General features: G+C 63.5%; 20 protein-coding genes and 1 tRNA gene. 7 read left to right on the forward strand and 14 right to left on the reverse strand.

Features of this window, described 5'->3' with window-relative positions; all coding sequences use genetic code 11:
- Nucleotides 1–33 precede the first annotated feature (33 nt).
- Both PY254_RS12970 and PY254_RS12975 read right to left on the reverse strand, forming a co-directional pair.
- On the reverse strand, nucleotides 34–225 hold the full coding sequence (locus tag PY254_RS12970) for a hypothetical protein (RefSeq protein ID WP_281012462.1): 192 nt from the start codon (nucleotides 223–225) through the stop codon (nucleotides 34–36).
- Nucleotides 222–1,748: an FAD-dependent oxidoreductase gene (locus PY254_RS12975; RefSeq protein ID WP_281012463.1), complete on the reverse strand. Its 1,527-nt coding sequence runs from the start codon at nucleotides 1,746–1,748 to the stop codon at nucleotides 222–224. Before PY254_RS12975 ends, PY254_RS12970 begins: the two co-directional genes overlap by 4 nt.
- A 114-nt stretch (nucleotides 1,749–1,862) precedes the next feature.
- Here PY254_RS12975 and PY254_RS12980 point away from each other — a divergent pair, with 114 nt between their 5' ends.
- Nucleotides 1,863–2,798, forward strand: a complete 936-nt coding sequence (locus PY254_RS12980) for a LysR family transcriptional regulator (protein WP_281012464.1) — start codon at nucleotides 1,863–1,865, stop codon at nucleotides 2,796–2,798.
- Between the two features lie 40 nt (nucleotides 2,799–2,838).
- Here PY254_RS12980 and PY254_RS12985 read toward each other — a convergent pair whose 3' ends face one another.
- The 7 genes from PY254_RS12985 to PY254_RS13015 form a co-directional block, all read right to left on the reverse strand.
- Nucleotides 2,839–3,132 (reverse strand): DUF1330 domain-containing protein, encoded by a 294-nt coding sequence (locus PY254_RS12985; protein WP_281012465.1) that lies wholly within the window; start codon nucleotides 3,130–3,132, stop codon nucleotides 2,839–2,841.
- A 13-nt stretch (nucleotides 3,133–3,145) separates the two neighbouring features.
- A complete protein-coding gene (locus tag PY254_RS12990; RefSeq protein WP_281012466.1) occupies nucleotides 3,146–3,865 on the reverse strand; it encodes a DUF3108 domain-containing protein in 720 nt (239 codons plus the stop codon).
- Nucleotides 3,866–3,920: 55 nt separating this feature from the next.
- Nucleotides 3,921–4,604, reverse strand: coding sequence for a hypothetical protein (locus tag PY254_RS12995; protein ID WP_281012467.1), 684 nt, complete (start codon nucleotides 4,602–4,604; stop codon nucleotides 3,921–3,923).
- A gap of 54 nt (nucleotides 4,605–4,658) precedes the next feature.
- On the reverse strand, nucleotides 4,659–6,218 hold the full coding sequence (locus tag PY254_RS13000; protein WP_281012468.1) for an FAD-binding oxidoreductase: 1,560 nt from the start codon (nucleotides 6,216–6,218) through the stop codon (nucleotides 4,659–4,661).
- On the reverse strand, nucleotides 6,215–7,816 hold the full coding sequence (locus PY254_RS13005; RefSeq protein WP_281012469.1) for an alpha/beta hydrolase: 1,602 nt from the start codon (nucleotides 7,814–7,816) through the stop codon (nucleotides 6,215–6,217). Before PY254_RS13005 ends, PY254_RS13000 begins: the two co-directional genes overlap by 4 nt.
- Complete coding sequence (locus PY254_RS13010; protein ID WP_281012470.1) at nucleotides 7,813–8,826, reverse strand: NADP-dependent oxidoreductase; 1,014 nt, start codon at nucleotides 8,824–8,826, stop codon at nucleotides 7,813–7,815. Before PY254_RS13010 ends, PY254_RS13005 begins: the two co-directional genes overlap by 4 nt.
- 393 nt (nucleotides 8,827–9,219) lie before the next feature.
- A complete protein-coding gene (locus PY254_RS13015; RefSeq protein ID WP_281012471.1) occupies nucleotides 9,220–11,151 on the reverse strand; it encodes a formylglycine-generating enzyme family protein in 1,932 nt (643 codons plus the stop codon).
- A 102-nt stretch (nucleotides 11,152–11,253) separates the two neighbouring features.
- Here PY254_RS13015 and rnd point away from each other — a divergent pair, with 102 nt between their 5' ends.
- Together rnd and PY254_RS13025 are read left to right on the forward strand one after the other, a co-directional pair.
- Nucleotides 11,254–12,369 (forward strand): ribonuclease D, encoded by a 1,116-nt coding sequence (gene rnd, locus PY254_RS13020; RefSeq protein ID WP_281012472.1) that lies wholly within the window; start codon nucleotides 11,254–11,256, stop codon nucleotides 12,367–12,369.
- Nucleotides 12,370–12,429: 60 nt separating this feature from the next.
- Nucleotides 12,430–12,505: transfer RNA gene (locus PY254_RS13025), tRNA-Ala, on the forward strand.
- Nucleotides 12,506–12,559: 54 nt separating this feature from the next.
- Here PY254_RS13025 and PY254_RS13030 read toward each other — a convergent pair.
- Nucleotides 12,560–12,763: a hypothetical protein gene (locus PY254_RS13030; protein ID WP_281012473.1), complete on the reverse strand. Its 204-nt coding sequence runs from the start codon at nucleotides 12,761–12,763 to the stop codon at nucleotides 12,560–12,562.
- 157 nt (nucleotides 12,764–12,920) lie between these two features.
- Between PY254_RS13030 and PY254_RS13035 the strand changes: the two genes are divergently transcribed.
- Nucleotides 12,921–14,909 carry a S9 family peptidase gene (locus tag PY254_RS13035; RefSeq protein WP_281012474.1) on the forward strand — a complete coding sequence of 663 codons (1,989 nt, stop codon included), beginning with the start codon at nucleotides 12,921–12,923 and terminating at the stop codon, nucleotides 14,907–14,909.
- A 4-nt stretch (nucleotides 14,910–14,913) separates the two neighbouring features.
- On the opposite strand, the gene PY254_RS13040 is transcribed toward PY254_RS13035, so the two are convergent.
- On the reverse strand, nucleotides 14,914–15,885 hold the full coding sequence (locus tag PY254_RS13040; protein WP_281012475.1) for an alpha/beta hydrolase: 972 nt from the start codon (nucleotides 15,883–15,885) through the stop codon (nucleotides 14,914–14,916).
- 82 nt (nucleotides 15,886–15,967) lie between these two features.
- On the reverse strand, nucleotides 15,968–18,049 hold the full coding sequence (gene ppk1 / locus PY254_RS13045) for a polyphosphate kinase 1 (protein WP_345781839.1): 2,082 nt from the start codon (nucleotides 18,047–18,049) through the stop codon (nucleotides 15,968–15,970).
- 279 nt (nucleotides 18,050–18,328) lie between these two features.
- Here ppk1 and PY254_RS13050 point away from each other — a divergent pair, with 279 nt between their 5' ends.
- Both PY254_RS13050 and PY254_RS13055 read left to right on the forward strand, forming a co-directional pair.
- Entirely contained in the window at nucleotides 18,329–19,585 is a 1,257-nt protein-coding gene (locus tag PY254_RS13050) for an MFS transporter (protein WP_345781813.1), read from the forward strand.
- Between the two features lie 174 nt (nucleotides 19,586–19,759).
- On the forward strand, nucleotides 19,760–21,145 hold the full coding sequence (locus PY254_RS13055; RefSeq protein WP_281012477.1) for an FAD-binding oxidoreductase: 1,386 nt from the start codon (nucleotides 19,760–19,762) through the stop codon (nucleotides 21,143–21,145).
- Here PY254_RS13055 and PY254_RS13060 read toward each other — a convergent pair.
- Nucleotides 21,142–23,625 (reverse strand): ATP-binding protein, encoded by a 2,484-nt coding sequence (locus PY254_RS13060; protein WP_281012478.1) that lies wholly within the window; start codon nucleotides 23,623–23,625, stop codon nucleotides 21,142–21,144. The two genes, PY254_RS13055 and PY254_RS13060, sit on opposite strands and share 4 nt — an antisense overlap.
- 158 nt (nucleotides 23,626–23,783) lie before the next feature.
- Here PY254_RS13060 and PY254_RS13065 point away from each other — a divergent pair, with 158 nt between their 5' ends.
- Complete coding sequence (locus tag PY254_RS13065; RefSeq protein ID WP_281012479.1) at nucleotides 23,784–24,389, forward strand: hypothetical protein; 606 nt, start codon at nucleotides 23,784–23,786, stop codon at nucleotides 24,387–24,389.
- Nucleotides 24,390–24,530: 141 nt separating this feature from the next.
- Here the strand turns inward: PY254_RS13065 and murB are convergent, their stop codons facing one another.
- Nucleotides 24,531–25,556 carry a UDP-N-acetylmuramate dehydrogenase gene (gene murB, locus PY254_RS13070; protein WP_281015221.1) on the reverse strand — a complete coding sequence of 342 codons (1,026 nt, stop codon included), beginning with the start codon at nucleotides 25,554–25,556 and terminating at the stop codon, nucleotides 24,531–24,533.
- Between the last annotated feature and the right edge of the window lie 10 nt (nucleotides 25,557–25,566).

Raw genomic sequence — 25,566 nt, forward strand, 5'->3', positions numbered from 1 at the left:
GCTTGCCTGCGGCCCAGCCACGCCGATGCATCTTCAGCGCGTGAACAGCAAACGCAATACCGAAGGCCGCAACGCCATCCACATCAACTGACGAAATTCCGCTGGCGTCAGGCTGGTCTTGCACGGCAGCATGCCCGCCACACCATCCATCACCAGCAAGCCATCCACCGATTTCACCTCGTTGATGCGCACGTCGAGCTTCATCGCTGGCGTTACCACCTTCATGCCACCACCTGCGCGTCTTTCCACGCGGCCAGGGCCACCAGGCCACGGCCCGCCGCACGACCGGAAATCATTGCCTCGGTCAGATAGGAACCGTTCTGGTAGAGGTCAGAGAACATCGAACCCAGTTCGCCTGCTTCATACAGTCGTGGCACTGCCCTGCCCGCATGATCCAGCACTTCGGAGGCGATGTTGCGACGCGCGCCACCGCCGGTGCAGACGATTACCGGATCGACCTTGATGGCATAAAACGGTGCTTGTGCAATCGGCATCAAGGTATCCGCCTTGCGCCCGAAATCGCCATCATGCTTATTCGCACATGCGGCGTTATAGCGATCCACCGTGGTCTTGATCAAAGCCGGATCGCGGCCGATCTTCTGCGCCAGTTCCTCGATGCTGTCGGCCTTGACGATCCAGCCCTTGGCGATTTCTGCAGCGTTGTCGTCACTCCACTGGTAACCACGCACCACCGGGTTCCAGGTCATCACCTCGGTAACCAGCTTGTTGTACTGACAGGTGATGGCGTCGAAGATCATGTGCACCGGCTGGGCGCGATAGTGCGGCGTGTCGACCCAGTGACCGTGCTTCTTTTCCTTGTAGTGGGTCAGCTGCAGCTCGGCCGTCTCGTTGTAGAAGCGCTCGCCCTCGGCATCGATCTCGATCCAGCTAAAGCTTTGCCAGAAGAAGTTGCGCAGGAATGCACTGCTGAAACCCGGTGGCTTGAAACCCGGCCAGATACCGCCTGACTGGCCCTGGTTGCGCAGGTGCCACAAGTCGGCGCCCGCCTTCTGCAGGATCTTGATGCCATCGCCGGTATTGTGCGGTGTGCCCAGCGGGTTCGCCTCGGACAGGCCGTAGTAGTCGCGCTGCATCTCGACGTTGGCCTCGAAACCACCGGTCGCCATCAGCACGCCACGATCGGCGCGCAGCGCCTGGCGCTTGCCGTCGATCTCGGCGATCACCCCGAACACTTCGAGCGTATCGGGGTCCTGAACCAGATCGCGCAGCGGTGCTTCATAGACAATCTGGATGCGCGGGCGCAGCCGGATGTTCTCGCGGAAGGCCAGGTAGACACCGCTGGGAATCGGCAGAATGGTGGCGGTGCAGTACACGGCATCACGCGCACCGAACTCGGGGAATTCCAGCACCGCGTCGCGTTCGCTGAAGCCGGTGCCATGAATGAATTGGGCACCGGCCTGCTGCGCCCGCTCCTGAATCCACGGTTCCAGCTTCGTCATCGCCTCGGCCCAGGCCAACAGCATCTCTTCGGGAATCGGATTGGCCGTACTCATCTTGCGCTGATAGTCCGCCAGCGCCTTGGCATCGCGCGAGATCAGCAACGACTGGCCCGCCACGCGACTGTTGCCGCCTGTCTCCGCCTCCGGTGCCTTCTCCAGAATCAGGATGCGGCAATCCGCATCGAGGTCATGCGCTTCGATCGCGGCACACATGCCAGCCAGACCGAAGCCGGCAATGATGATGTCCCACTCCTGATCCCACTGTTTGACGGAAGACAGACTTGCCATGACGCTCTACCTGTTGGAGTCAGCAGTACGCACTATCCGGCGCGACGCGGGCACAAGGCCAACGAATTCGAAGCACCGCTACAACCGCGCGTTGTAATGACTTAGGCTGAAGCCATGGATCTACGCCAACTCCGCTATTTTCTCGCGCTCGTCGAATACGGCAGTTTCACGCGTGCCGCGGCGATGACCGGGCGTACCCAACAGGCGTTGAGCAAGGGTATTCAGGCGCTGGAGCACAGCCTCGGCACACGCGTGGTTGAGCGCGGCACGCATGGCGTGCGCCTCACCAGCGCGGGGCGATTGTTGCTCGACCACGCACGCATCGCTGATGAGGCGGTACGCAGTTTCGAGGAGCGCCTGCAGGAGTTGCAAACCGGCACGGAGGGCGAGGTACGCATTGGGGTCGCACCTACCGGCGCCAGTGCGCTGGTCGCGCCCGCCGTGCTGGCACTACGGCAGCAATGGCCGGACATCGGCGTACGCGTGATCGGCGGCATCCTGCCTGATTTGTTGCCAGCGCTGCTGGCACGTGAGGTCGATGTGGTGGTGGCCCTCGACACGGTCAGCGAACCCGATCCACAGGTGATTCGAGACGTGCTGATGCAGGATGAATACCGGATCATGGCCGGCGCCCGGCACCCATTGGCAGGCCGGCGCGTGAACAGCGTAGACCTGCTGCAGTACCCATGGATCGTGGGGCGGCGCCTGGGTTCGGTGGAAGTCGAATTCCGGCAGCGCTTCGTCGAAGCCGGGCTGACGGCGCCGGCATCGGTGATCGAGTCATCCTCGGCCGAGTTCCTGCGCGCTCTGGTGAGTGCCGATCACTACCTCACCTTGTTGCCCAGCCTGCTGGTCCACGACGAACTGCGTTCCGGCCAGTGGGTTCGATTGAACGCACCGGGCTTCAGCTGGCAGCGCCCGCTCATTGCCTGCACGCGCCAGGGCGAGCCGCAGTCCACCCCGGTGTTGCGCTTGCTGCAGGCCCTGCACAACGCTGCCGCTTCCCTGCGGCAGACTGGGCAAGCCGGCGACGAGCCCAACAACGATTGAACGGCAGGGTTGGCCCGGGCCGAATCGTTGAGATGGACGTCTAATCGGGTAGTCCGTTCACCAACACCACATCAAAGTGCCCAGTCCCTGCACGCAACTGTTTCGCCTGCGTGTATTCGGGCGAATCCCAGAAGCGTCGCGCCGCTTCCATTGACGGCCACTCGGAAATCACCATCTTCCCTTCCGGCGCCTCACCTTCAAGGGCTTCCGCCACACTGCCAAGCACCCGATAGCGGCCACCGAACGCCGCCACCATCGGAGCGACGGTTTGGGCGTAGGCACGGAATGCCGCTGGATCGGAAATTCGTGCAGTCACCAGCATGAATGCAGTCATGGTCAACCCTCCTTCAAGCGTTGCTGACGAGCTCGGTCAGTTCGTATTGGGTCTGCATGTAGCCACCGACGCCACCCTTCAGGAAGATGTAGTTGCCGTCATCGGTACACCACACGTCATACGGCGGGTGTTCCTCGGGCAACTGGCCGGCGGTGTCGACATACCTGAAATGCAGCGCATCGAACGTTCCGGCCGCCACCGTGACTGACTCGCGCCCGACGAACTCCAGACCGAAACCCAGTCCGAACAACATCGGCCCGGTGGCGCCGCGATGGTCCGGCGAGGTCAGCATCAGATGCGGGTAGAACTGCCGCCCCGGCCCCTGGCTCAAGTCGTAGATGCGCAGACACAGTGCATCACCACAAATCGGGTGGGCACCAAGCCAGCGCACGCGTTCCGGCAGATCGATCCGCTGGGAAATTTTTCCGGCCGATCGATTGACGGTTTCGCACATGGCCTGTGTATCGGTGAAATGCATCTGACCGGTGCCCTCGAAGCGGTCACCCACCGTGAGCCGGACCGAACAGTCGATCGGATACCACTCAGGGTCCAGGCTCATCACGATGTCGCGAATGACATTCGGCTCATCGTCAATTTCGCAATGCGCGTGCACTACCCGCACGCCATCCGCCTGATCGGTGAGCATGAAGTATTCACGGCCGCGCTCCTGGCCAAGCCGCTCGGGCTTGGCGCTGGTATAGCGGATGGTTCCACGCAGAGTCTTGTGTTTCATGCAGCCTCCTTCAAAACGGGCAGCTTCAGAACGGTCGGCTTCAGAACGGTCGGCTTCAGAAAGGTTTGACGGCCGCGATGAACGCCACCGTGCCAATACCGATCCAGTACACATAGGCCAACAGGCGCGCCACGCTGATCGAGCGCTCCAGCGTTGCCTCAACCTCCGGGTTGTTTCCTTCCACCGCCAGGCGACGGAACATTTCCTGCCACTCACGCATCACGAAGCGCAGTTTCAGACCGATCACCAGCATCAGCGAATAGATCAGCACCTTCGCCGAGAACCACAACTGGTGTTCACCACCGGCAAACGGGCCATGACCGAGCAACGAGCTCAGCGCGCAGACGAACAGCAGCGGGATCAGAACGAAGCGGACTTTCTCATCGATCTTCGTCAGGGTGATGCCCATTTCGGAGCGGCGGAAAATGAAGGCCGACCAGCACAGTCCCAACCATGCCAGACCCAACACCCAGAACAGCACCAGCCAATTTCCATCGTAGGGCTGCACGCCCCAGAACGTCCCCATGTGCAGGCCCAACGGAAGCAGCAGGATGATGCCTGAACGCGCAAGGATGTCGATGCGGTAGGCGGTCTCCATGTGTCGTCGACGCTCTTCCATCGGCAACTTCCGATTCACCACGTTGTACGAGGTCTGGAATACCCCCCATTCCCCACCCAGCCAGTAAACCATCGCCAGGATGTGCACCCAGCGCAACATCCCCAGTTCATTCAGGACCATGGCTCTTCCCCTCTGATTGTTTTCAAGACAACGTGACTACGTCCGAACTCCCCACTACACCAGCACCCCCGGATTCATCAGACCGGATGGATCAAGCTGCCGTTTGATGGCATCGAGCAAGGCCAACGCCACCGGATCACGCCCGGCGCGATAGGTGTAGAACTTGCCGATCTGGAAATGCACTGCGCCGAGCCCACGCATGGTGTCGGCGATCTTGTGCTTGAGCGCATCAGCCGCCGCGCGTGCCGCCAGGTTTTCACCGGGACAGCCGATTCGCGCCAGGTGATCCGCGTCGACATTGCGGCGGTGAAATTCGGTGTGCGAATCGGGCCAGTAGATACATGGCTCGATCAAGGTGCCCTGCGCCCCTACCGTGGTCATCAAGGTACCAATGAACAAACCATGCTGATCCATCGTTGCCTGCTCGGCGGCAAACAACGCATCGAGCGCCGCCAGCAACGTGGTTGCTTTCGAATGCGGCACCACGGCGTGGATCGGCGCCCAGCGTTCGCCACCAGAGCCGAGCATCGAATTGAGTGCGGAAAACGGATTGGCCGCCATCACCTTGGGGATGCTGTTTTCCACTTCCTCGCCGAACGATGCCACCAGCTTGCGGGCTGCTTCGACCCGCGCCGCCACTTCGGCCGCCGAATCGCCTTCAAGGGTGACATGCAGCGAATACTGGGTCGGGTCCAGAAAATCGCGACCCTTGGCGACCAGCTTCAGGCCCTGCATCAGGCCGCCCTTCTTGATCACGTTGCCAAGCGTTTTGACGTCACTGCCAAGACTGGCCCGGCGCATGCGAATCTGCGACAGCTTTGGATCGAATGCCGCCACTTCCGACGGCAAGCCCGCACGTGCGAGGGCGCCCATCGCTCCGGTCAACCCTGCCGCCTCGTGAAATTGCCAAGATAGATAGTCGATATGCGAGTGCCGCGGCAGCAGGCGCAGGCTGGCGCGCAGCTTGATGCCGAGCAGGCCGCAATCGCCGAGGAACAAGCCGGTCAGGTCCGGGCCGAAATAGCGGAAGAATGGTGCCGAATTGCCCGATGCTGCTGAACCGGTTCGCACGACCTCACCATTTGCCGTCAACACTTCCACACCAAGCACGGCATCACCCGACGAACCGTAACGGCCGGAACCATGAAACACGCTGCCTTGCGACAGCGCACCACCGACCGTGGCGCGCAAGCCCGACATCGGACCGAAGTACGGCGTCCGCACGCCCTTCTCCGCCAGTGCAGCGTGCAGTTGCGCCCAGGTCACGCCCGCCTCGACCACCACGTACGCATCCTGGACATTGATCTCGACGATCCGGTCCAGCCCGGCGGTGTCCACCAGCACCGTCGGCTGGCGCGTAGCCAGATAACCTTCGGTGTAGCTCATGCCGCCACCGCGGGCGATGATCGCCACGCCCGCGGCGGTCAACTCGGCCACTACGGGGGCCAACTGCTCTGACGTGTGTGGACGCAGCACAGCCAGCAGCGGCTCACCGCGCGAATACACATCCTGCGCGTAATACTGCAGCTCGACCTGATCGGTGATGCAGCCCGAGTCACCCCAGTCACGATGAATACGCTGGATGATTGCTGTGGCGTTAGCTGGCATGGTCATGCGTGATATTCCTTCTGATGTTGCTTGTGCAGAAGCGCAGCGCGCCCCTGATAGTCGTCCTCTACCGCTGCGTCCACCTCCAGTGGCAACGGCAACCGTCGCAGGCGAACCAGCAGGTCCGCAGGCGTCGCTTCGCGGAACAATTGTTCGCAACGTGCGCCCAGGTGCAGCAGTTCCACCACGTTGTCATTGACCTCGTCGGTGGCTGGAGCAGCGACCCGTCGACGCGCCGCTGCCGTCGGTGCCAGCCAGGGCCACAACAGATGGCGTTCGCGCTCCCACTGCCATGCCTCGCCCAAATGACCACCGGCGCGGTCGAGTTGCGGGTTCGGCAACTGCGCCAGCAAGGTGGCCTGCTCACTCGCGTCAAGCAGCCATGGTCGATGCAGCACCACCCGTTCGACGCGTTGGCCGAGCCGTTCGATCAAGGCAGGAATGTAGCCCGCCGCTGCAGCATGGCTTTCGATTACTACGGGCAGTAAGTCGCTCATCGTCGCAAGCACCGCGGTCACCGCGACAAGCATGGTCTCCAGGCTCAGCGGCACATCGACTTCGGCAGACGCTCCATGTCCCGGCAGATCCACCGCGAGTACCGCCGCGTCACCAGCATCGAGTTGCGCCGGCGGCAAGGGACGCGTGCCCGGAGCGTGCAGATGCAGGTGCAGGCGACCGCTGCCAGCTCGACTCCAGCAGGCGATGTCACCCACGGGCGACTCCACGATACGGCGCTGCCACAGCATGTCTTCGACCGCAGGCGCCAGCAGGGTGGCCGCCGGCTCCCACGCCAGCGTGTCGGCGAGGATCGTGTCCATGTATTCGTGCAGCCCCGCAATACCGCCAGCCGCGACGCCCGAGGACACGTGCGCGGGCAATTTCGGCAGACGGCTGCGATGCGCCATCAACGGATCACCGTTGCGATACAACAGCCACGCTGGCGGTTTCAGCTGGCTGAGGTAGGCATGCTCGGTATAGCGGAACGCTGCGCCGTAGCCTGCACGGTAAGCGTCGCCGACCTCAAGCACATCCATCACGGTTTCATGCGTACTTGCCGTGGTTTGCGGATCGATCGCCATGGCACATTCGGCGCGACCGTCGTACCACGGGAAAAAGTATTTCTGCTCGCGCATGCGCGACCACAACCAGCGCAGATGCGCCCCGTCCCAGCTCGGTATAAACGGCGGCAGATAGCTTTCGCCATAGACCACGCTTTCGGCCGGTTCAAACGCGGCATAGCCGTCAACCACCAGTGCGGCAACCCGCTCCGGATAAAGCCACGCCACCTGCGCGGCGATCAAACCCCCGGTGTGCATGCCGAACACCGCAAAGCGCTGCAGGCCCAGCGCATCGGTCAGTTCGACGGTCGCTTTCGCCAGATCAGCAATACTCGGTTGGGCGGACGGCAGTGCGTCGGAGTAGCCAAAGCCGGGTGTATCCGGCGCGATCACGGTGTAGCGATCGGCAAAGCGTTCGATCATCGCCAGCCACATGCGCGAGTTCTGTGGCGATTGGTGCAGCAACAATAGCGCTGGACCGCTGCCCGCGTGGCGGTAATGCACGTGGCGCTGGCCAAGCCGCGCGAATTGACGATGAATCTTCACGAGAACTCTCCCACGCGTACCATCGCCTTACCCCGGTTTTTGCCCTGCATCAAGTCGACGAATACCTGCGGTGCGCTCTCCAGCCCCTGACTTACCTCTTCGCGATAGCGCACGGCGCCGCTGGGTATCAGCGGTGCAACTTCAGCCTGAAATTCAGCGAACCGATGCAGGTGGTCGTAAACCACCAGACCTTCCAGCCGCGCCCGCGCACCAATGACCGGGCCGAGATTCGGGCCAGGCGGACGCTGATCCTGGTTGTACTGGGAACTCAATCCGCACAGCACTACGCGCGCATGCCGGCGCAGCAGGGATACCGCCGCTTCCAGCACCGCGCCACCGACGTTGTCGAAGTACACGTCGATGCCATGCGGACAAGCCGTCCGCAGCTCATCGACAAAGTTGGGGCTGAGATAGCTCACGCAGGCGTCAAAGCCGAAGTCGTCCAGCGCGATCTGGCGCTTGTCCTCCAGTCCGACGATGCCGACCGTGCGGCAACCGGCAAGGCGTGCGAGCTGTCCGACCACACTGCCCACGGCACCCGTGGCGGTGGAGACCAGCAAGGTTTCGCCGCGCTTCGGTCTGGCAATGGAATTCAGGCCCGACCAGGCCGTAAGCCCGGGTATGCCGAGCACACCCAGCGCCGTGGACGGTGGCGCCAGCGCCGGATCAACTGGACGCAGGTCGGCCGGATTGGCCACCGCGTACTCGCACCAACCGGTTTCGCCAACCACCCAGCTGCCAACGGAAAATGCCGCGTGGTCGCTTTGCACGACACGGGCCAGCCCCATGCCGGGCACGATCGTCGCCAGTGCAGGACGTGGCACCACATAGCGCCCGGCCAGCAGCGGTCGCAGGTAAGGGTCCATCGAAAGCAGCTGCGTCTGCAGCAGCACGTGGCCTGCCGCAGGTTGCGGTACGGGCCGAACGACCATGCCGAAATCGTCGAGCTGCGGCGCACCGACGGGATAGCGCAGCAATTGCACGGCCTGCTGAGTGTCGGGAGTCACCATCGACGGCTCCTGCATCAAGTGAAACGTGGACGATTCGGCACGTTGCTGGCGGCGAGCGCGAGCGACATGGCCCCAGTGCTTTCATTGCCGATGCAACATTAAATGTCCGGACATTTAGCAATGTACTGGAATTTCCTGCTCACGCCAACAGGTGCGACAAATTGACTGTTGGTGCGCCTCACGACGCGGCCGCCGCGAGCCTCCCTTCTGCTGGAAGCCTTGCGCTACAGGCACACGCTCACATCGGCCCAAAGCCCTCGGGCTGTGCAGGTTCTCCAGGGTTTCCATTGGCGCCTGCGAGCCGGTTTGGCCGCGGGTGACTCCGCAGCGGTCAGAGGCCGTACCAAGCGGTTGATCGAATCATCCCCCGCCGACGGCAGCAGCAAAGGGCACCTACAGCTCGCGCACCACGCGGAAGCCGACGCGGCCGCTGCGCGCGTCGCCGTTGGCGCCCTGCCGGTACGCCGAGTCGACCTGTTCGGGCGAACTGCCCCACGAACCGCCGCGCAATACATGGGCACTGCAGCCCGGATTGATCCAGGCGCTGCCGTCGGTGGGCGCACGCAGGTAGCTGTCGTGCCAGCAGTCGGCCACCCACTCGGATACGTTGCCGTTGATGTCGTAAAGACCAAACGGATTGGCCACGAAGCTCATCACCGGGGCCGGTCCCCAGTAGCCGTCGCGATAGCCGCGGAATGCATGACTCCAACGCCGGCCGCTGCGTGAACGGTCCGCGGAACCGGTCAGGTTTTCCACCGGCTGGGTCGGCACGCCATTGCCCCACCAGTAGCGCGTGGTGGTGTTGGCGCGCAAGGCGTACTCGAATTCCGCTTCGCTGGGCAGCCGATAGATTTTGCCGGTGCGCTGGTGCAGCCAGTCCGCATAGGCGGAGGCATCGCGCCACGACACGTTCACCACCGGCAGGTTGTCGTCGGCCTTGTGGCCGGCGTAGTCGTCTTCCCAGGTCGCCGAGCTGTCGTCGCGCAACGCACCGCTGCGCTCGTCGTACACGCTGGCGCCGCCGAGCTTGATCGAATCGGGCACGTAGCCGCTGGCACGCACGAACTCACGGAACTGGCCCACGGTAATCGCACTGCGGGACATCGCAAAGCCGCTGGCAAGGGTCACCGTGTGTTGCGGCTGCGCAGACTCCACGCCACTGCCCTCGCTGGCACCCATCAGGAAGCTGCCGGTGGGAATCACCACCATCGCCGGGGTCTTGCCAGGCAGGTCGACGTAATGGTCAGTGAAGACCTGACCAGGCCGGTGGCTGGCATACAGGCGTGCGTTGATGATTTGCTCGTCGAGCGCGGCCAGTGCCGGCAGTTTCGGGTCAATGCCGCGGGCCTGCTCGGCCAGCTTGATGGCCAGCGTCACATTGCCGGCATCCAGCGCCGTGTGCGCCTGAGTCAGCACACCGTTGGCGCGCTGCTCGCGCATGTCATCGACGCGCTGGTGCACGTCACGCATCTGTTGCGAGCCGGGGCGGATCAACTGCGCCGCCGCCAGTTCGCGATCGGCACCGGCAAAATCGCTTTGCGCCACCGCAGCCAGTGCACGATCCAGCACCGCCCGCTGCACCTGCAGGATGCCCTGCTCGGCCACCGCATTTTGCGGATCAAGCTGCTGCACCTCGTGATACAGGTCCAGCGCACTGGCGCCGGCGGGCGTGTCGGCCTCACCTTGCCGCAACAGTCCCGCCGCGCGGGCCAGCATCGGCCGTACTTTTTCCAGCGTCTGCAAATTGGCTTCCAGCTGCGCCACCTCAGCTTCGGCATTGGGCAGCGTGCGCAACGCATCCAGCAGCTCGCGGGCCGCATCCACATCGCCCACGGCAATGTCCTGATCAACTTCCGCCACCAGGCGTGCGCGCACGTCGAACAGACCTTGCACCGCGCGCCGACTATCGGGCTTCTGTTTCAACGCTTGTTCGAACAGTGTTGCCGCGCTGTTTTCGCTACCCGCGAGCGCACCCGCATGCAAGGCCTTGGTAGCCCGATCAAGCAAGACTTTCACTGCCGGCGGATCGACGCCCAACTGTTTCGGCAGGTCGGCCTTTTTGCTGTTGCGCGCGGCGATCACTTCAGCCGGCGCCAGGGTCAGCGGCGGCCCCGCGTTGAGTTCACTGATGGCGGCCACGCGTTCCGGCTGCAGGCCGCTGGCTGGCACCAGCGCACCCAGGGTCATCGAACGGCGCGGCGCCTCGGCCGGGTTGACATGGAAGAAGCCCGGGAAAAAGTGATAGGTCAACGCAAATGCAAGCACGGTCACGCCCAACGCACCACCGAGAAAACGCTGACGATTCAGGGTTGCGTTGTTCGGCATGGATGGGCGTCCTTGGCTGCGGCCTGTTATCGTGCGCTGCTCACCATAGGCACAAATTGCCGACAGGGCAATCCGTGTCCGCGCCATTCGTAAGGAGTACCGATGTCATTGCCCGAAACCCCTGCTGCCGACTGGATCGACACCCCCGAGGCACTGCAGGCCTGGCTGGCCACGATACCGGCGGACGCGGCCGTTGGCCTGGACACCGAATTCATGCGGCGCAACACCTTCTATCCGCAACTGGCCCTGCTGCAATTGGGTTGGCAAGGACGTTATGCGCTGATTGATCCGCTCGCCTTCGACATCGGCGCGGCACTGCAGCCACTGCTCGGCGCCGGTCCGGCCGTCACCATCATGCACAGCGCCAGCGAGGATCTTGAAACGCTGTCGCCGTTGCTGCCGGGCGGCCCGCATGCCCTGTTCGACACGCAGATCGCCGCCGCCTTCGTCGGCATGGGTCTGGGCATCAGCTATCGTGCACTGGTCGCCGAACTGGCCGGCGACGATCTGGACAAGGGCGAAACCCGTTCGGACTGGCTGCAGCGCCCGTTGACCGGCTCGCAGTACAGCTATGCCGCGCTGGACGTGGTCTATCTGAAAACCATCCACGAACAACTCAGCGAACGCCTGCAACAACGTGACCGCAGTGCATGGCATGCCGAGGACTGCGCGCGGCTGAAGCAGCGCGCCAGCCACCGCGACGGCGACCCGCAACCGCAACGCGCACTGCGTGGTGCCGCCGAATGGTCGCGCGAACAGCAAGCCCTGCTGCGCCGCCTGCTGCTGTGGCGCGACCGCAGCGCGCGTCGACTCGACGTGCCACGCCCGTGGCTGCTCGACGACAACCTCGCCCTTGAACTGGCCCATCAGCCGCCGGGCAAGCTGGCTGAGCTCGAACAGCGCAGCCGTGGCCAGCGAGCGCTGCGCTCGGCTCAGCGCAACGAGTTGTTCGAGCTAATCACGCCTGCCGTCAGCGCCGAGGAAGTTGCCGCCACCGCACGTATCCCCGCCCATCCCCAAGGCGAGGCGAAGAAAGCGCTGGGCGACATGAAGCAACTGGTCGACAACCGCGCCAGCGAACTCGACCTGCCACCCGGCCTGCTGTGCCCACGCAAGGTGCTGGAAGAATACGTGGTGACTGCCGAGTGGCCCGAATTCCTCGAAGGCTGGCGCCGCGAGGTACTGCACGATGCCCTGCCCGGGCTGCTGCCAGGCTGAGCCAAACACATTGGCTCTTGGCGAACACCCACACACGCTGCTAACATTCGCGGCTTCCGTGGGGCGGTAGCTCAGCTGGGAGAGCGCCACGTTCGCATCGTGGAGGTCGTGGGTTCGATCCCCATCCGCTCCACCACGGATTTACAAAAAAGCCTCCGGTCTCCGGAGGCTTTTTTGTTAGCTGCTCACTTTACAGGCGCACAAACCGCGGAATCACCATCAACACCACGCCGACGACGATCAACCACGCGGCGCCGCTGACGAAATACGGAAAGGCCATCAGCGCGATACCGCAGACCAGCGGCACGATCTCGCGCTGCTTTCTGCCGTAGATGAAGTAGCCCAGCCCGATCGAGCCGAACAGCAAGCCCCACCACAGTGTCGATGTGTTCAAGGCCACCTCGCGGCATGGCGATTGGGTTGATACGGTCGGTGCTGCTGCCGGCGCCTGCTGTGCGCCGGGGTATCGGCGTAGAGTAACGCGGTCTCGTCATACCGGTGAACGCCGTTCGCGTGTCGCCGATCCACCACCGCTCGATCAAGGGGTTGCCATGAAGTCCATTGGACTTGCCGCGTTGGGTTGCTGTTGTCTGCTTGCCTTGCCGTTGCCGTCGCATGCTGCCAGTACGACGCCCTCGTTCCAGCTGAGCGACCTGCAGAAAATCGTGCGGCTCAGCGAGCCGCAGATTTCACCGGATGGCAAACGCATTGCGGTCGTCGTCTCCACGCCGGATTTTAAAACCGACAAGAGCAAGGATGAAATTGATCTGGTCGATGTAACCAGTGGCAAGCGCCGCACGCTGACCTGGCATCGCGAGGATCTCGGCTCGCCGCGCTGGTCACCGGACGGCAGCCAGCTGGCCTTCCTTGCCAAGGACGAAAAGACCAAGGAAGACCAGCTCTACGTGATGCCGATGGATGGCGGCGACGCCCATTGCATCACCGAAGCCAAGCATGGCGTGGACTCCTTCAGCTGGAGCCCGGATGGCACGCAGCTGGCGTTTGTCAGCACCGACGAGCCGGCCAATGCCAAGGCGATCAAGGCGCATGACGATGCGTTCCAGGTCACTGACAATCACTTTCTTGCACGCGCTGCCCTGACCTCATCGCACCTTTGGCTGATTCCCAGTAGCGGCGGCACGGCCAAGCGGCTGACCGAAGGCAGCTTCAGCCTGTCCACCGACCAGCAGGATGGTGCACCGGAACCGGCGTGGAGTCGTGACGGCCACAGCATCGCCTTCACCCGTTTTCCGGGGCCGTATTGGGGACCATCGTTCCACTCGGTGATCGACAGCGTGGATGTGGCTGGCGGTGCGCCACATCCCCTGGTGACGGCGCAGAGCGTGATGGACCCGCGCTACGCACCCACCGGCAAGGCACTGGCCTGGCTGCGCCCGCGTGGTGGCGACCAGAACAACGGCAATGCCGTCTATGTTTCCGTCGACGGCCACCAGCGCGACGTCACTGAAGCACTGGCGCGCAACATCGGCAACTACGCGTGGCTGCCAAATGGCAAGCTGCTGCTGGCCGGCGGCGATGGCACGCATGCGGTGCTGTGGTTGCAGCCGCTGTCGGGCAAAGCCAGCAAGCTCGACCTTGGCGAGGTCGAGGCCGGCGCCGATGTCAGCATCGCGAAAACCGGCGTACTGGCCTTCATCGGCAGCACGGCCAAACACCCGGGCGAGCTGTATGTGATGAATGCGACGAGCGGCAAACCGCGCCAGCTGACCCAGCTCAACGCGTTCATCGATACGCTGGCGCTGGGCCGTACCGAATCGATCGACTGGGACGGCCCGGATGGCTTCCACGAAGATGGCGTGCTGACCTACCCGGTGGGTTATCAGAGCGGGCAGAAGTATCCGCTGGTGCTGGCCATCCACGGCGGCCCGGAAGCCGGCTCGACCGTGCAGTTCTCGCCACTGCCGCAGTTGCTGGCGGCCGCCGGTTTCGTGGTGTTCCAGCCGAACTATCGTGGCAGCACCAATCTGGGTGATGCCTACCAGCATGCGATTTATCGCGATACCGGCGAAGGCCCGGGCAAGGACGTGATGGCGGGCGTCGCCGCGGTGGAGAAGCTGGGCATGGTCGACAGCAACCGGATCGGTGTCAGCGGCTGGTCATACGGTGGCTACATGACCACCTGGTTGAGCGGCCACTACCCGTCCAGATGGAAGGCTGCGGTGGCTGGCGCCTCGCTTACCGACTGGCTCATGGATTACACCGTCTCGTACTACCAGACCGGCGACGCATATTTCTTTGGCGGCTCGCCGTGGGCCGGCAAGGACCGCGAGATCTGGCGCGAGCAGTCACCCATTGCATCGGCCGACAAAGTCACCGCACCGACCCTGATCATGGGCGACGTCGGCGACCCCAACGTACCGCTGGTGAACAGCTACGAGTGGTACCACGCGCTGCGCGACAACGGCGTGCCGGTGGAGTTTTACGCCTATCCGGTCGATACGCATTTCCCCAAGGACATCGTGCGCACTACCGACGTTTATCGTCGCTGGGTCGGCTGGATGACGGCGCACCTCAACTGACCAATCAGCGGTCGATCACCACCGGCAAGGCGGCGATGCGCGCCGCCTGATCGTCCAGCAAACGCGACACGGCGGGATCGAGCGAACGCATGAAGCGCTCGACCGCCCGTGTGTAATCCGCAGGCAGGCCAAGCTGCTGGTTGATCTCGCCGTGCGACAGGTCTTCTTCCAGCACGCTGGCCTGGCTGCCGAATGACCTGGCCTTGCCGACGAAGGCGTGCGACTGCGCACAGGAGTTCAGCCGCTGACTGGAACACACGGCAAGGAACGGCACGATGCGACCCTGCAGTTGCTGGAACGGCGAAGCCGCCCGCCAGTCTGCGGGGTTGGCGCCGAACGCTTCGTCGAATAGTGGAAAGTGCGGCGCCTGCATGGTCTGCACCACATCCAGGCTGCCGCCATCCAGCGAGATCGCGCCCAGCCACGGCTGCGCGCCTTGAGCCTTCGCCAAAGCCGGCGCGGCGCTGAGCAGTGCCACCAGATGCGCCCCCGCCGAATGGCCCATCAGGATGAAGCGCTGCGCATCACCGCCCCACTGCGCGGCCTGACGCTGGGCCATGGCCAGCGCGCGAGCCACGTCCTCGGCCTGTTGCAAGGGCGCCGTGTCCGGACGCATGCGGTAGTTGGTGGAGATGACGATGAAGCCACGCGGCAGCCAGCGTGCCACCTTGTTCGCCACCACGTTGTCCATCGCCTTGTCACCGCGACGCCAGCCGCCACCGTGCACCATGAAGATCACCGGCGCGTGCGCTGCCTGCGCCGGTGCGTACACATCAAAACGCTGGCGCGGATCGTTGCCGTAGGCCACGTCGCGGATCACGCGAGTGCCCGCAGGAAGTACCGGCGTGCCGGTATTGCCGGCAACCTGGCGGCGCGCCAGCAAGGTATCGCGCAGCGAACTGGCCGATGATTCGGCGCAGACGACCACCAGGGTCAGCAGCAGAACGCTGACAGCGAAACGCGACAATCGGACCATCACATGCTCCATGGCGGGCGCGGGCTAGATACCCATGGCAACGCGAGGGAACGAAATCGGTGGACAGCCAGGTTCGATCGGCTCAGTGGACGGCGCCGGTGCCACACAGCAAGGCCATCAACTCCGCCTGCATGTCATGCACCGGCTCACCAGCGACAGGCACTGGGCGCTGGTAGTCGCCGTCGGCCTGCAGGTGGTAGGTGCCCACGTTGTCGGCCAGGCACAGCTCCAGCGCATGATGAATACGTTGCTGCAGCTTGCGGCCGTCGATCGGGAAGGCCACTTCCACGCGACGATCGAGACTGCGCTCCATCAGGTCGGCGCTGGACAGATACAGCCGGGGCTCGCCATCGTTGGCAAACCAGTACACGCGATTGTGTTCAAGAAAACGGCCGATGATCGAACGTACCCGGATGTTTTCCGAAACTCCTTCGACGCCGGGTCGCAGGCTGCAGATGCCGCGCACGATCAGCTCAATCTGCACCCCGGCGATACTGGCCTGATACAGCGCGCGAATCACGCCAGGGTCGGTCAACGCATTGAGCTTGAGGATGATCTGCGCCGACCTGCCCGCCGCGGCATGCACTGTTTCCGCGGCAATCATTTCCAGCAGCCGGGGTTTCAGCGTGAACGGCGCATGCAGCAGCTTCTTCATGTGCAGCACCGTGCCCATGCCAGTCAGCTCACTGAACAGCTTGTGCACGTCCTCGCACAAGGCCACATCCGAAGTGAGCAAGCTGTAATCGGCGTACAAACGCGCGTTGCCGCTGTGGTAGTTGCCGGTACCCAAGTGGGCATAGCGCACCAGCTTGTCGCCCTCGCGGCGCTGAATCAGCATCATCTTCGCGTGCGTCTTGATGCCGACCACGCCGTAGATCACCACCGCACCCGCCTGCTGCAGGCGTTCGGCAAGGCTGAGGTTGGATTCTTCTTCGTAGCGCGCGCGCAACTCCACCACCGCGGTGACTTCCTTGCCCGAACGCGCGGCGTCGACCAGGGCATCGACAATCTCCGACTTCGCATTGGTGCGATACAGCGTCTGCTTGATCGTCAGCACCTGCGGATCGCACGATGCCTGCCGCAACAGATCCACCACCGGCGCAAACGATTCGTAGGGATGCAACAGCAGCACGTCGTGCTTGCCAATCACTTGAAACAGGTCATCCGCGTGCCGCAGCGCTTTCGGCAACGCCGGCGTGATCGGCGGATATTGCAGTCGCGGATAGTTGGCGTGACTGGCAATCAGGAACAGCCGGGCCAGGTTTACCGGACCGTTCACTTCGTAAAGTTCGGACTCGGCCAGACCGAATTGCTTGAGCAGGTGATCGGCAAGCACCTTCGGGCAGTTGTCCGCCACCTCCAGTCGCACCGCGTCACCAAAGCGGCGCGAATACAGCTCGCCACGCAAGGCCAGCGCGAGGTCTTCGACGTCTTCGGGGTCCAGCGTGAGGTCGGCGTTGCGGGTCAAGCGGAACTGGTAGCAACCGAGCACGTCCATGCCGGGGAACAGCTCTTCCACATGGGCATGGATGATCGACGACAACAACACATAGTTGTCGCCGCCTTCGCACACTTCTGCCGGCATCTGGATCAAGCGCGGCAATACGCGTGGTGCGGGCACTACGGCCAGCCCGGAGTTGCGACCGAACGCATCGACGCCATCCAGCTGCACGATGAAGTTGAGGCTCTTGTTGACCAGTCGCGGGAACGGATGGGTCGGGTCAAGCCCGATCGGCGTCACCAGCGGCGCCACCTCCTGACGAAAATGGCGCTGTACCCATTGCTTCTGTTTCGGCGTCCACTGCGAACGTCGCACGATGCGAATGCCCTGCTGCGCCAGCTCCGGCAGGATGCGCTCGTTGAGGATCGCGTACTGCCGCTCGATCTGCCGATGCGCGATTTCGCTGATCATCGCCAGCGCGCGTTTCGGCGCGATACCGTCCGGCCCGATGATTTCGTGGTCCAGCGCAATCTGCCCTTTCAGCCCGGCCACGCGAATCTCGAAGAACTCGTCCATGTTGCGCGAGAACAGCAGCAGGAACCGCAGTCGTTCCAGCAACGGCGTTCGCTCGTCCAGCGCCTGATCCAGCACGCGGACATTGAACTGCAGCTGCGACAACTCGCGATGGATGTATAGACGGCTGTCGGCCAGATCCACAGTCATTGCCAACGGCGCCGCATCATTGGCGGCGGCAGGCGAGTCAGGGCGAATAGTGCGGCTGTTCATCGGCAAATCATGCAGCAAGGACGGGGTGGCAGCCCATGGTAGCTTGCCTGCGGTGCCGCCAGTCGCGGCATGCCTTCCCGGGTCAGCTTGCACTCAGGCTGTGTTGCCTTGTCGATGACCGGCAACACAGGCCAGACGACGCGTGGCACATGCAGCACGCTGGCGAGTTGCCTTATCGTTGGCACCCCCACGCCGCCCCACACAGTCAACCACCTCATGCAGACCCGCGTCGAAAGCGCCTTGATCTCCCCTGCGGCAATCCCCGCCTCCGACGTTCCCGGACCCGCCAGCGAACGTACCCAGTTCGCGGTGCTCGGCGGCATCAGCTTCGCGCACATGCTCAACGACATGATCCAGTCGCTGATCCTGGCGATCTACCCCTTGTTGAAAGGCAACTTCCACCTGAGCTTCGCCCAGGTCGGCCTGATCACCCTGGTGTTCCAGCTCACCGCCTCGATGCTGCAGCCATTGGTGGGCATGGTTACCGACAAGCGGCCGATGCCCTACTCGCTGCCCATCGGCATGGGCTTCACGCTGTGCGGCTTGCTGTTGCTTGCCGTGGCGCCGAGTTTCACGATGCTGCTGCTGGCCGTTGCGCTGGTCGGCACCGGCTCGGCGGTATTTCATCCGGAATCGTCACGGGTGGCGCGGATGGCTTCCGGTGGACGGCACGGGCTGGCGCAGTCGCTGTTCCAGGTCGGCGGCAATACCGGCTCGTCACTGGGGCCGCTGCTGGCTGCGTGGATCATCGTGCCGTATGGGCAAGGCAGCGTGGCGTGGTTCTCGCTGGCCGCGTTGCTGGCCATCGTGGTGCTGCTGCAGGTCGGCCGCTGGTACGGCCGCCATCATGTGGCGCGCAGCCAATCGCCGTCACGCCACCTCAATGTGATTTCGCTGTCACGTAACAAGATCATTGCGGCGCTGGTGATTCTCGGCTTGCTGATCTTCTCCAAGTATTTTTACCTGGCCAGTCTCAGCAGCTACTACACGTTTTACCTGATCCACAAATTCGGCCTGTCGGTGCAGAGCGCGCAGGTCCACCTGTTTGTCTTCCTGTTCGCAGTAGCCATCGGCTCGCTGATCGGCGGCCCGGTGGGTGACCGCATCGGCCGCAAATGGGTGATCTGGGTATCCATACTCGGCGTGGCCCCGTTCAGCCTGCTGCTACCGCACGCGAACCTGCTGTGGACCGGCGTGCTGACGGTGATCATCGGGCTGGTGCTGTCCTCGGCGTTCTCGGCCATCCTGGTCTACGCGCAGGAATTGATTCCCGGCCGCGTAGGCATGATTTCCGGCCTGTTCTTCGGCTTGGCCTTCGGCATGGGTGGCATCGGTGCGGCGGTGCTTGGTGGACTGGCCGACAGCCACGGCATCGAATACGTTTACCAGCTGTGCGCGTATCTGCCGTTGATGGGGTTGATCACGGTGTTTTTGCCGAATATCGAACAGCGCACTGCACGCACCGCACGGTAGGGCGGGCACTCCCCGCCGGGCCTGGCGTGCCGCCATCATCAAAGCCGTATGCTTCCATCATGACCGTGCCTGCGAAGATGGTCATAGTGACGCCAGGCAGTGGAACGGGAAACGCTGTCTGCTAGTGCTGTGATCCCACCGCATCGCGATGCCTCAGCGAGACAGGAGCAAGTCATGTCCAGCGAATTGGATGCTGCACACACACCGGCGTGGGATGAACTGGCCGCAGCACTGCGTGGCCCTGTGCTGCGCCGTGGCGAGCCGGAGTACGAGCAACGCCGCCATGTGTGGAACGGCGCGATTGACCGGCACCCGCTGGCGATCGCTCGCTGTCTGGATGCCGAGGATGTCCGCGCCGCCGTCAGGTTCGCCACTCGCTCGCAGGTGCCGATGACCGTGCGCGGCGGCGGCCACAACGTGGCCGGACTGGCGGTGCGCGAGGATGCGCTGATGCTGGACCTGGGTGCCATGAATCGCGTCGAGGTCGATCTGCAATTGCGCACCGCAAGGGTCGAGGGCGGAGCCTTGTGGCGGGACGTGGACGCGGCGACGTCACCGCACGGCCTGGCTACCACCGGCGGTCTGGTCTCCAGTACGGGTGTCGGCGGCTACACACTCGGCGGTGGCGTGGGCTGGTTGATGCGCCACTACGGGCTGGCTGTCGACAACCTGCTCGAGGCCGACGTCGTGCTGGCGGATGGACGCAGCATCGTGGTCAATGAACGGCAGCATGCCGATCTGTTCTGGGCGCTGCGTGGCGGCGCGGGTGGTTTCGGGGTTGTCACGCACTTCACCTACCAGTTGCATCCCGTCGCCGAAGTGTTCGCCGGCGTGGTGTTTCACCCCATCGAAGGTGCAGCCGAGCTGTTGCGCGCATTCCGCACGTTCACCCGGAACGCGCCGGACGCGCTGACCGCGATGCTGGTTTTCACCACCGCACCGCCGGCGCCATTCCTCCCCCCGGCAACCCACGGGAAGCGTGCCATTGCGCTGGCTTATTGCTGGAGTGGCGAGCCCGCGGAGGGAACGCGGGTGCTGGCACCGCTTGCCGATCACGGCCAGCCGCTGGGTCGCCACGAAGGCGTGATGCCGTATGCCGCGTGGCAGCAGACCTTTGACCCCACGGCCCCGGCGGGTGACCACTATTACTGGACGACCTCGCAGTTCGATGCGCTCGATGACGCGCTGATCGATACCCTAGTCGCAGGCGCCGAAACGCCACCGGACCCACGTTGCGAGGTACACATCCACCACTTGGGCGGCGCGGTGGCCAGAGTCCCGCGCGATGCCACGACCTTCATGCAACGTGATGTTCCGTTCTTCATCAACGTGATCGGCCATGCGGGCGGCGCGGAAGGACTCGCCGCCGTCCGCGACTGGACGCAAGGTCTGCGCACTGCGTTTGCGCCCCATGCGCGCAGCGACATGCAGCCGAACTTTACCGGGGACGTAGCCGACCTGGGCACACGCAGCCACGATGCGGCCACGCAGCAGCGACTGGCGGCGCTGCGTGCGCACTATGATCCGGCAGGACTGTTGCTGCCCGTGCGCAAAGCTTAAGCCGTGGCGATGTCTTCCAGCAGCGCGCGAGCCTCATCGGCGATCTGCTCGAAGCGGGTCCCAGCACCGTCCCGTCGCACCTGCTCGAAGGTCTGCCCGAGCTCTTCGCATGACCTCCGCTGCGCCACCACTTGCGCGTTGCGCCACTGCGGCATGAGTGGCGACTGGGTCAACTCACGCAGGTGCGCGGCGGCGGCCAGGAAGCGGGCGGCGCAATGCGCGTCGCCGCGCTCGCTCGCCAGATAGGCCGCGCCCTCGACGCAGCCCGCCACGCCACGCCAGTGCTGCAGCCCAATGAAGATATCGAGGTCAAACAGCCAATCCTGTGCCGCACCCGGCAGGTCGCCCAGGTAGAAACGCTGCAAGGCACGATTGATCAGGATATAGGCCTTCTGGAAAGGATCGCCGCTTGGCGACGTCACCGCATCGAAGGCGTCGCCGAGACAGGCCTCTGCGTCACGATGCCGATTGTTCAGCGCATGCGTGATGCCACGACTCAACAGCGCCATCGAGCGCAACCAGGGGTCGCCTTGCGCTTCGGCGACGCTCAGTGCCGATTCCGCGCAAACACCAGCCTCAGTGAATTCCCCGCACGTCGCGAGCTCGAACGCCAGCACCGCCTTGCCCGCCCCGGCCAGCCACAAGTCGCCCAGTTTCATGGCCAGCGCGATGCCTTCGCGTAATTGCGGACCGGCCTGCTCGTGCGCCTGCATCTGGTGATTCATGATGCCAATGGCGATCAGTGCCTGCGCGCGCTGTCGTGTCTGTGCTCGTCCGGCACGCAAGGCCTGGTCCAGCCAGTTTGCCGATTCGACATAGTCGCCCCCCATCCGCAGGTACCAGCAAAGATTGCCACTCAAGGCCAACGCACTCTCGGCACCGTCTGGCCGTGACAGCGCATGATCGAATGCGACGCGCAGATTGGCCCATTCGCGCCTGACCCGCTCGGACCAAAGCTGCTGGCGATCCCCGCGAATGCTCTCATTGGCGTGTTCGGCAAGCTGGACGAAGTGCGCCAGGTGCGCATCCCTTACGCACGGTTCGTCGCCGCTTTCGGCCAGCTTCTCGCGCGCAAACAGTCGCACGCTGTCCAGCAGGCGATAGCACGGCGGATTGGTGGTGGTATCCACGGCAAGCAAGGATTTGTCGACCAAGCTGCCCAGCAGATCCAGTACCTGCTCGTCCACCAGACCGAACACCGCGCCCACGGCGTTGGCACCGCCGAGCGTGCAGGCACCGGCGAATACGCTGAGCCCACCGAGCAGGGACAATTCAGCTTCCGACAACAGGGTGAAGCTCCATGCGATCAGCGCATGCAGCGTCTGATGCCGCGCTGGCCGGCTCGGACTGGTTTCGGCGAGGTTGAGAAGATGGGCATCCATCCGCGCCAGCAATTGCTGCGGGCTGAGCAAGCGCAACCGCGCCGCGGCGATCTCCAGTGCCAGCGGCAAGCCATCAAGCCGCCGGCATATCTCGGCAACCGGGTGAGCATTGGTCGGCGTCAAGGCGAAACTCGAGGCAAACGCGCGCGAGCGCGTCAGCAACAATTGCATCGCGGGGACTTGCGACAGGCAGGCCACCTGCTCGTCCGTGGCCCACTCGCCCAGCGGGGGAACCTCCAGCGGCGGCAACCAGAAAAGTCCCTCGCCGGCGCAGTTCAGGCGATGCTGACTGGTCACCAGCACACGCACATCCGCGCAAGCTGCCAACAAGATCTCGACCAGCTTTCCCAGCGGTGCGGCGATGCGCTCGCAGTTGTCGAACAGGAGCAACAGATGGCGTTCGCGCAGCAGTTCACCCAGCCGCTCGATCAACTCCTGCGCCCCCATGGTGACGCGGATATCAAACAATTCGGCCAGACCGCGTGCGACTGCGATCTCGTCTTCAAGCATGGTGCAATCGCTCAGCCAAACCCCATCGGGGAAATCCGCCGCTACCCGTCGCGCGACCTCGAGTGCCGTCTGCGTCTTGCCTATCCCACCTGCGCCGATCACCGTCACCAGCCGGCCATTCTGCAATAGCTGCTGTAGTTGCTCGATGTCGTTCTCGCGCCCGATCAGCGGGCTCGTGCGCTGGGGCAGGCGCGCTTGCGCTGATGGTGAAAAACGCAACGCAGGCACACCTTCGACTTGCGGTTTCTGCAAGGAGGCGATGAAGCGATAACCCAGTGCGTGCACGGTCTGAATGCAGTGCGGGTTCTCGCTGTCGTCCGCCAGCGCACGCCGCAGTTGCGCAATGATCCGACTGAGCGTGCCAGGCGTTACGTAGTTGTGTCCCCAGACGGCATCCAGCAAGGCGTCGCGACTGAGCAGTTGGCCAGGGTGAGCCAGGAATTCCAGCAGCACGGCAAACGCTTTCGGCTCCACCGTGATATCGCGACCATCACGGGTCAACCGATGCGCATCCGCATCGATCAGCACATTCGCGAACGCGAACGCACCGGACGCCGCAGGATGGATCGGGTGCTTACGGTTTTCCATATCGCAGCATGCTCCTTCCGGATCAGGTCACCACTACGGTGACCACGCATCTTCTCGCAATTCCCTCACCTATCCATCATGACTGGCACGTGTAGAGAGCGCAGATTACTGGCCAGGCGAACAGCGGAGTCGCCCTTGCCATGCCACAGGAGAATCCCATGAAAACTCGTATGCAAGCAGCAATTACTCTGGCTGCCATCGGCCTTTCGACGATTGCCGTCAGCCACAACGCAAGAGCTTGCGATTTCGGCAACGTCCAGTCACCCACAAACCTGCACGCCACGATGCTGACGTACACGCAAGACTCACCGAACGTTGCTCTAACCGCGGCAATGCGACATGAAGATGGCCGAGGTTACGCCAATCCCCTGCAAAAGCTTGAGCCCATCACTGGCCTGTACCGCTTCACGTTCACCGTGCAAGGCAACGTGGCCGACCAGGGCTTTGTCACCTGGCATGCCGACGGTACCGAGATCATGAATTCCGGCAAGGCCCCGCAGACCCAGAGCTTCTGCATGGGGGCATGGACGCAGACTGGGCCGCACACCTACCGGCTCAACCACTGGGCGTTGAACTGGGACGCCACCGGCCAGACCTTCCTCGGCCCGGTGAATATCCGCGAGAACATCACGCTGGCTCCCGGCAACAATGCCTACAGCGGAGACTTCACCCTCACGCAGTACACGCCGGACGGGAAGCAGCCTGTGGGGCCCACGGTGCACGGCACGACCACGGCGATGCGCGTGAGCGCCAATTCAAACTGATCCATCGGCATGCGACATCCCGTCGTGAAGACAAGGCGGGCGCGGAGGTTCCACGCGCCCGGCTTGCTCGAAGGCGTGACCAGGATGGTTACTTGAAGGGCAGTCGAAGGAAATCAGATGCAGCCTGCCTCGACGTGCGGCCTAGCTCCCGATTACCACTGGCTCCGGTTCCAGCTGCACGCCGAACTTCTTGCGTACGCCTGCCATGACTTTTTGCGCCAACGCCCACAGTTGCGGACCGGTGGCATTGCCGTGATTGACCAGCACCAGCGCATGCCGATTGGAGATGCCGGCGTCACCTTCACGCAGCCCCTTGAAGCCGGCCGCTTCGATCAGCCATGCCGCCGACAGTTTGCTGCGGCCATCCGCTTGCGGCCACGCAGCCAGTTCGGGATGCTCGCGCTTCAGCGCTTCAGCCAGCGCGGCATCAACGATCGGGTTCTTGAAGAAGCTGCCTGCGTTGCCGATCACCGCCGGGTCGGGCAGCTTTTTCGTACGCAGGTGCACCACCGCTTCGGCCACGTGGAATGGCGCAGGCTTGTCGACACCCATCCGCGCCAGCTGCTCGTCGATGCCGGCGTAGTCGGTTCGCAGTGGGCGATTGCGCGGCAACAGGAAACGCACGGCGGTAACGATGTAACGACCGGGCTCGCGCTTGAACAGCGAGTCGCGGTAGCCGAATGCGCAGGTGGCGTGATCGAGAATCACCACGCGCTGTTCTCGGGTATCCCACGCTTCCACGCTTTCGACGAACTCGGCCACTTCGCAACCGTAGGCACCGATGTTCTGGATCGGCGCGGCACCGACGGTACCGGGAATCAGGATCAGATTCTCAAGACCCGCATACCCCTGACCCAAGGTCCAGCGCACGAAATCATCCCAGCGCTCGCCCGCAGCCACAGCGATGCGCGCACTATCGCCATCGCTTTCAACCTGCACGCCGCGGGTCGCCATGACCACCACGGTGCCGTCGAAATCGCCGGTGAACAACACATTGCTGCCCTCACCCAAGGGCAGCACGCAGCCGTTGCGGATAGCCAGGAATTCGAGCAGCTCGGGCAGCTTCGAGGCATCACGAATTTCGGCCAGCAGGCGCGCACGCGCGTCCACGCGCAGCGTATTTCGCGACGCCAGCGAGGCATGCTCGATCAGCGTATAGCCGCCCATATCTATTCGC

This window comes from Rhodanobacter sp. AS-Z3 (genome assembly GCF_029224025.1).
GTDB lineage: Bacteria > Pseudomonadota > Gammaproteobacteria > Xanthomonadales > Rhodanobacteraceae > Rhodanobacter.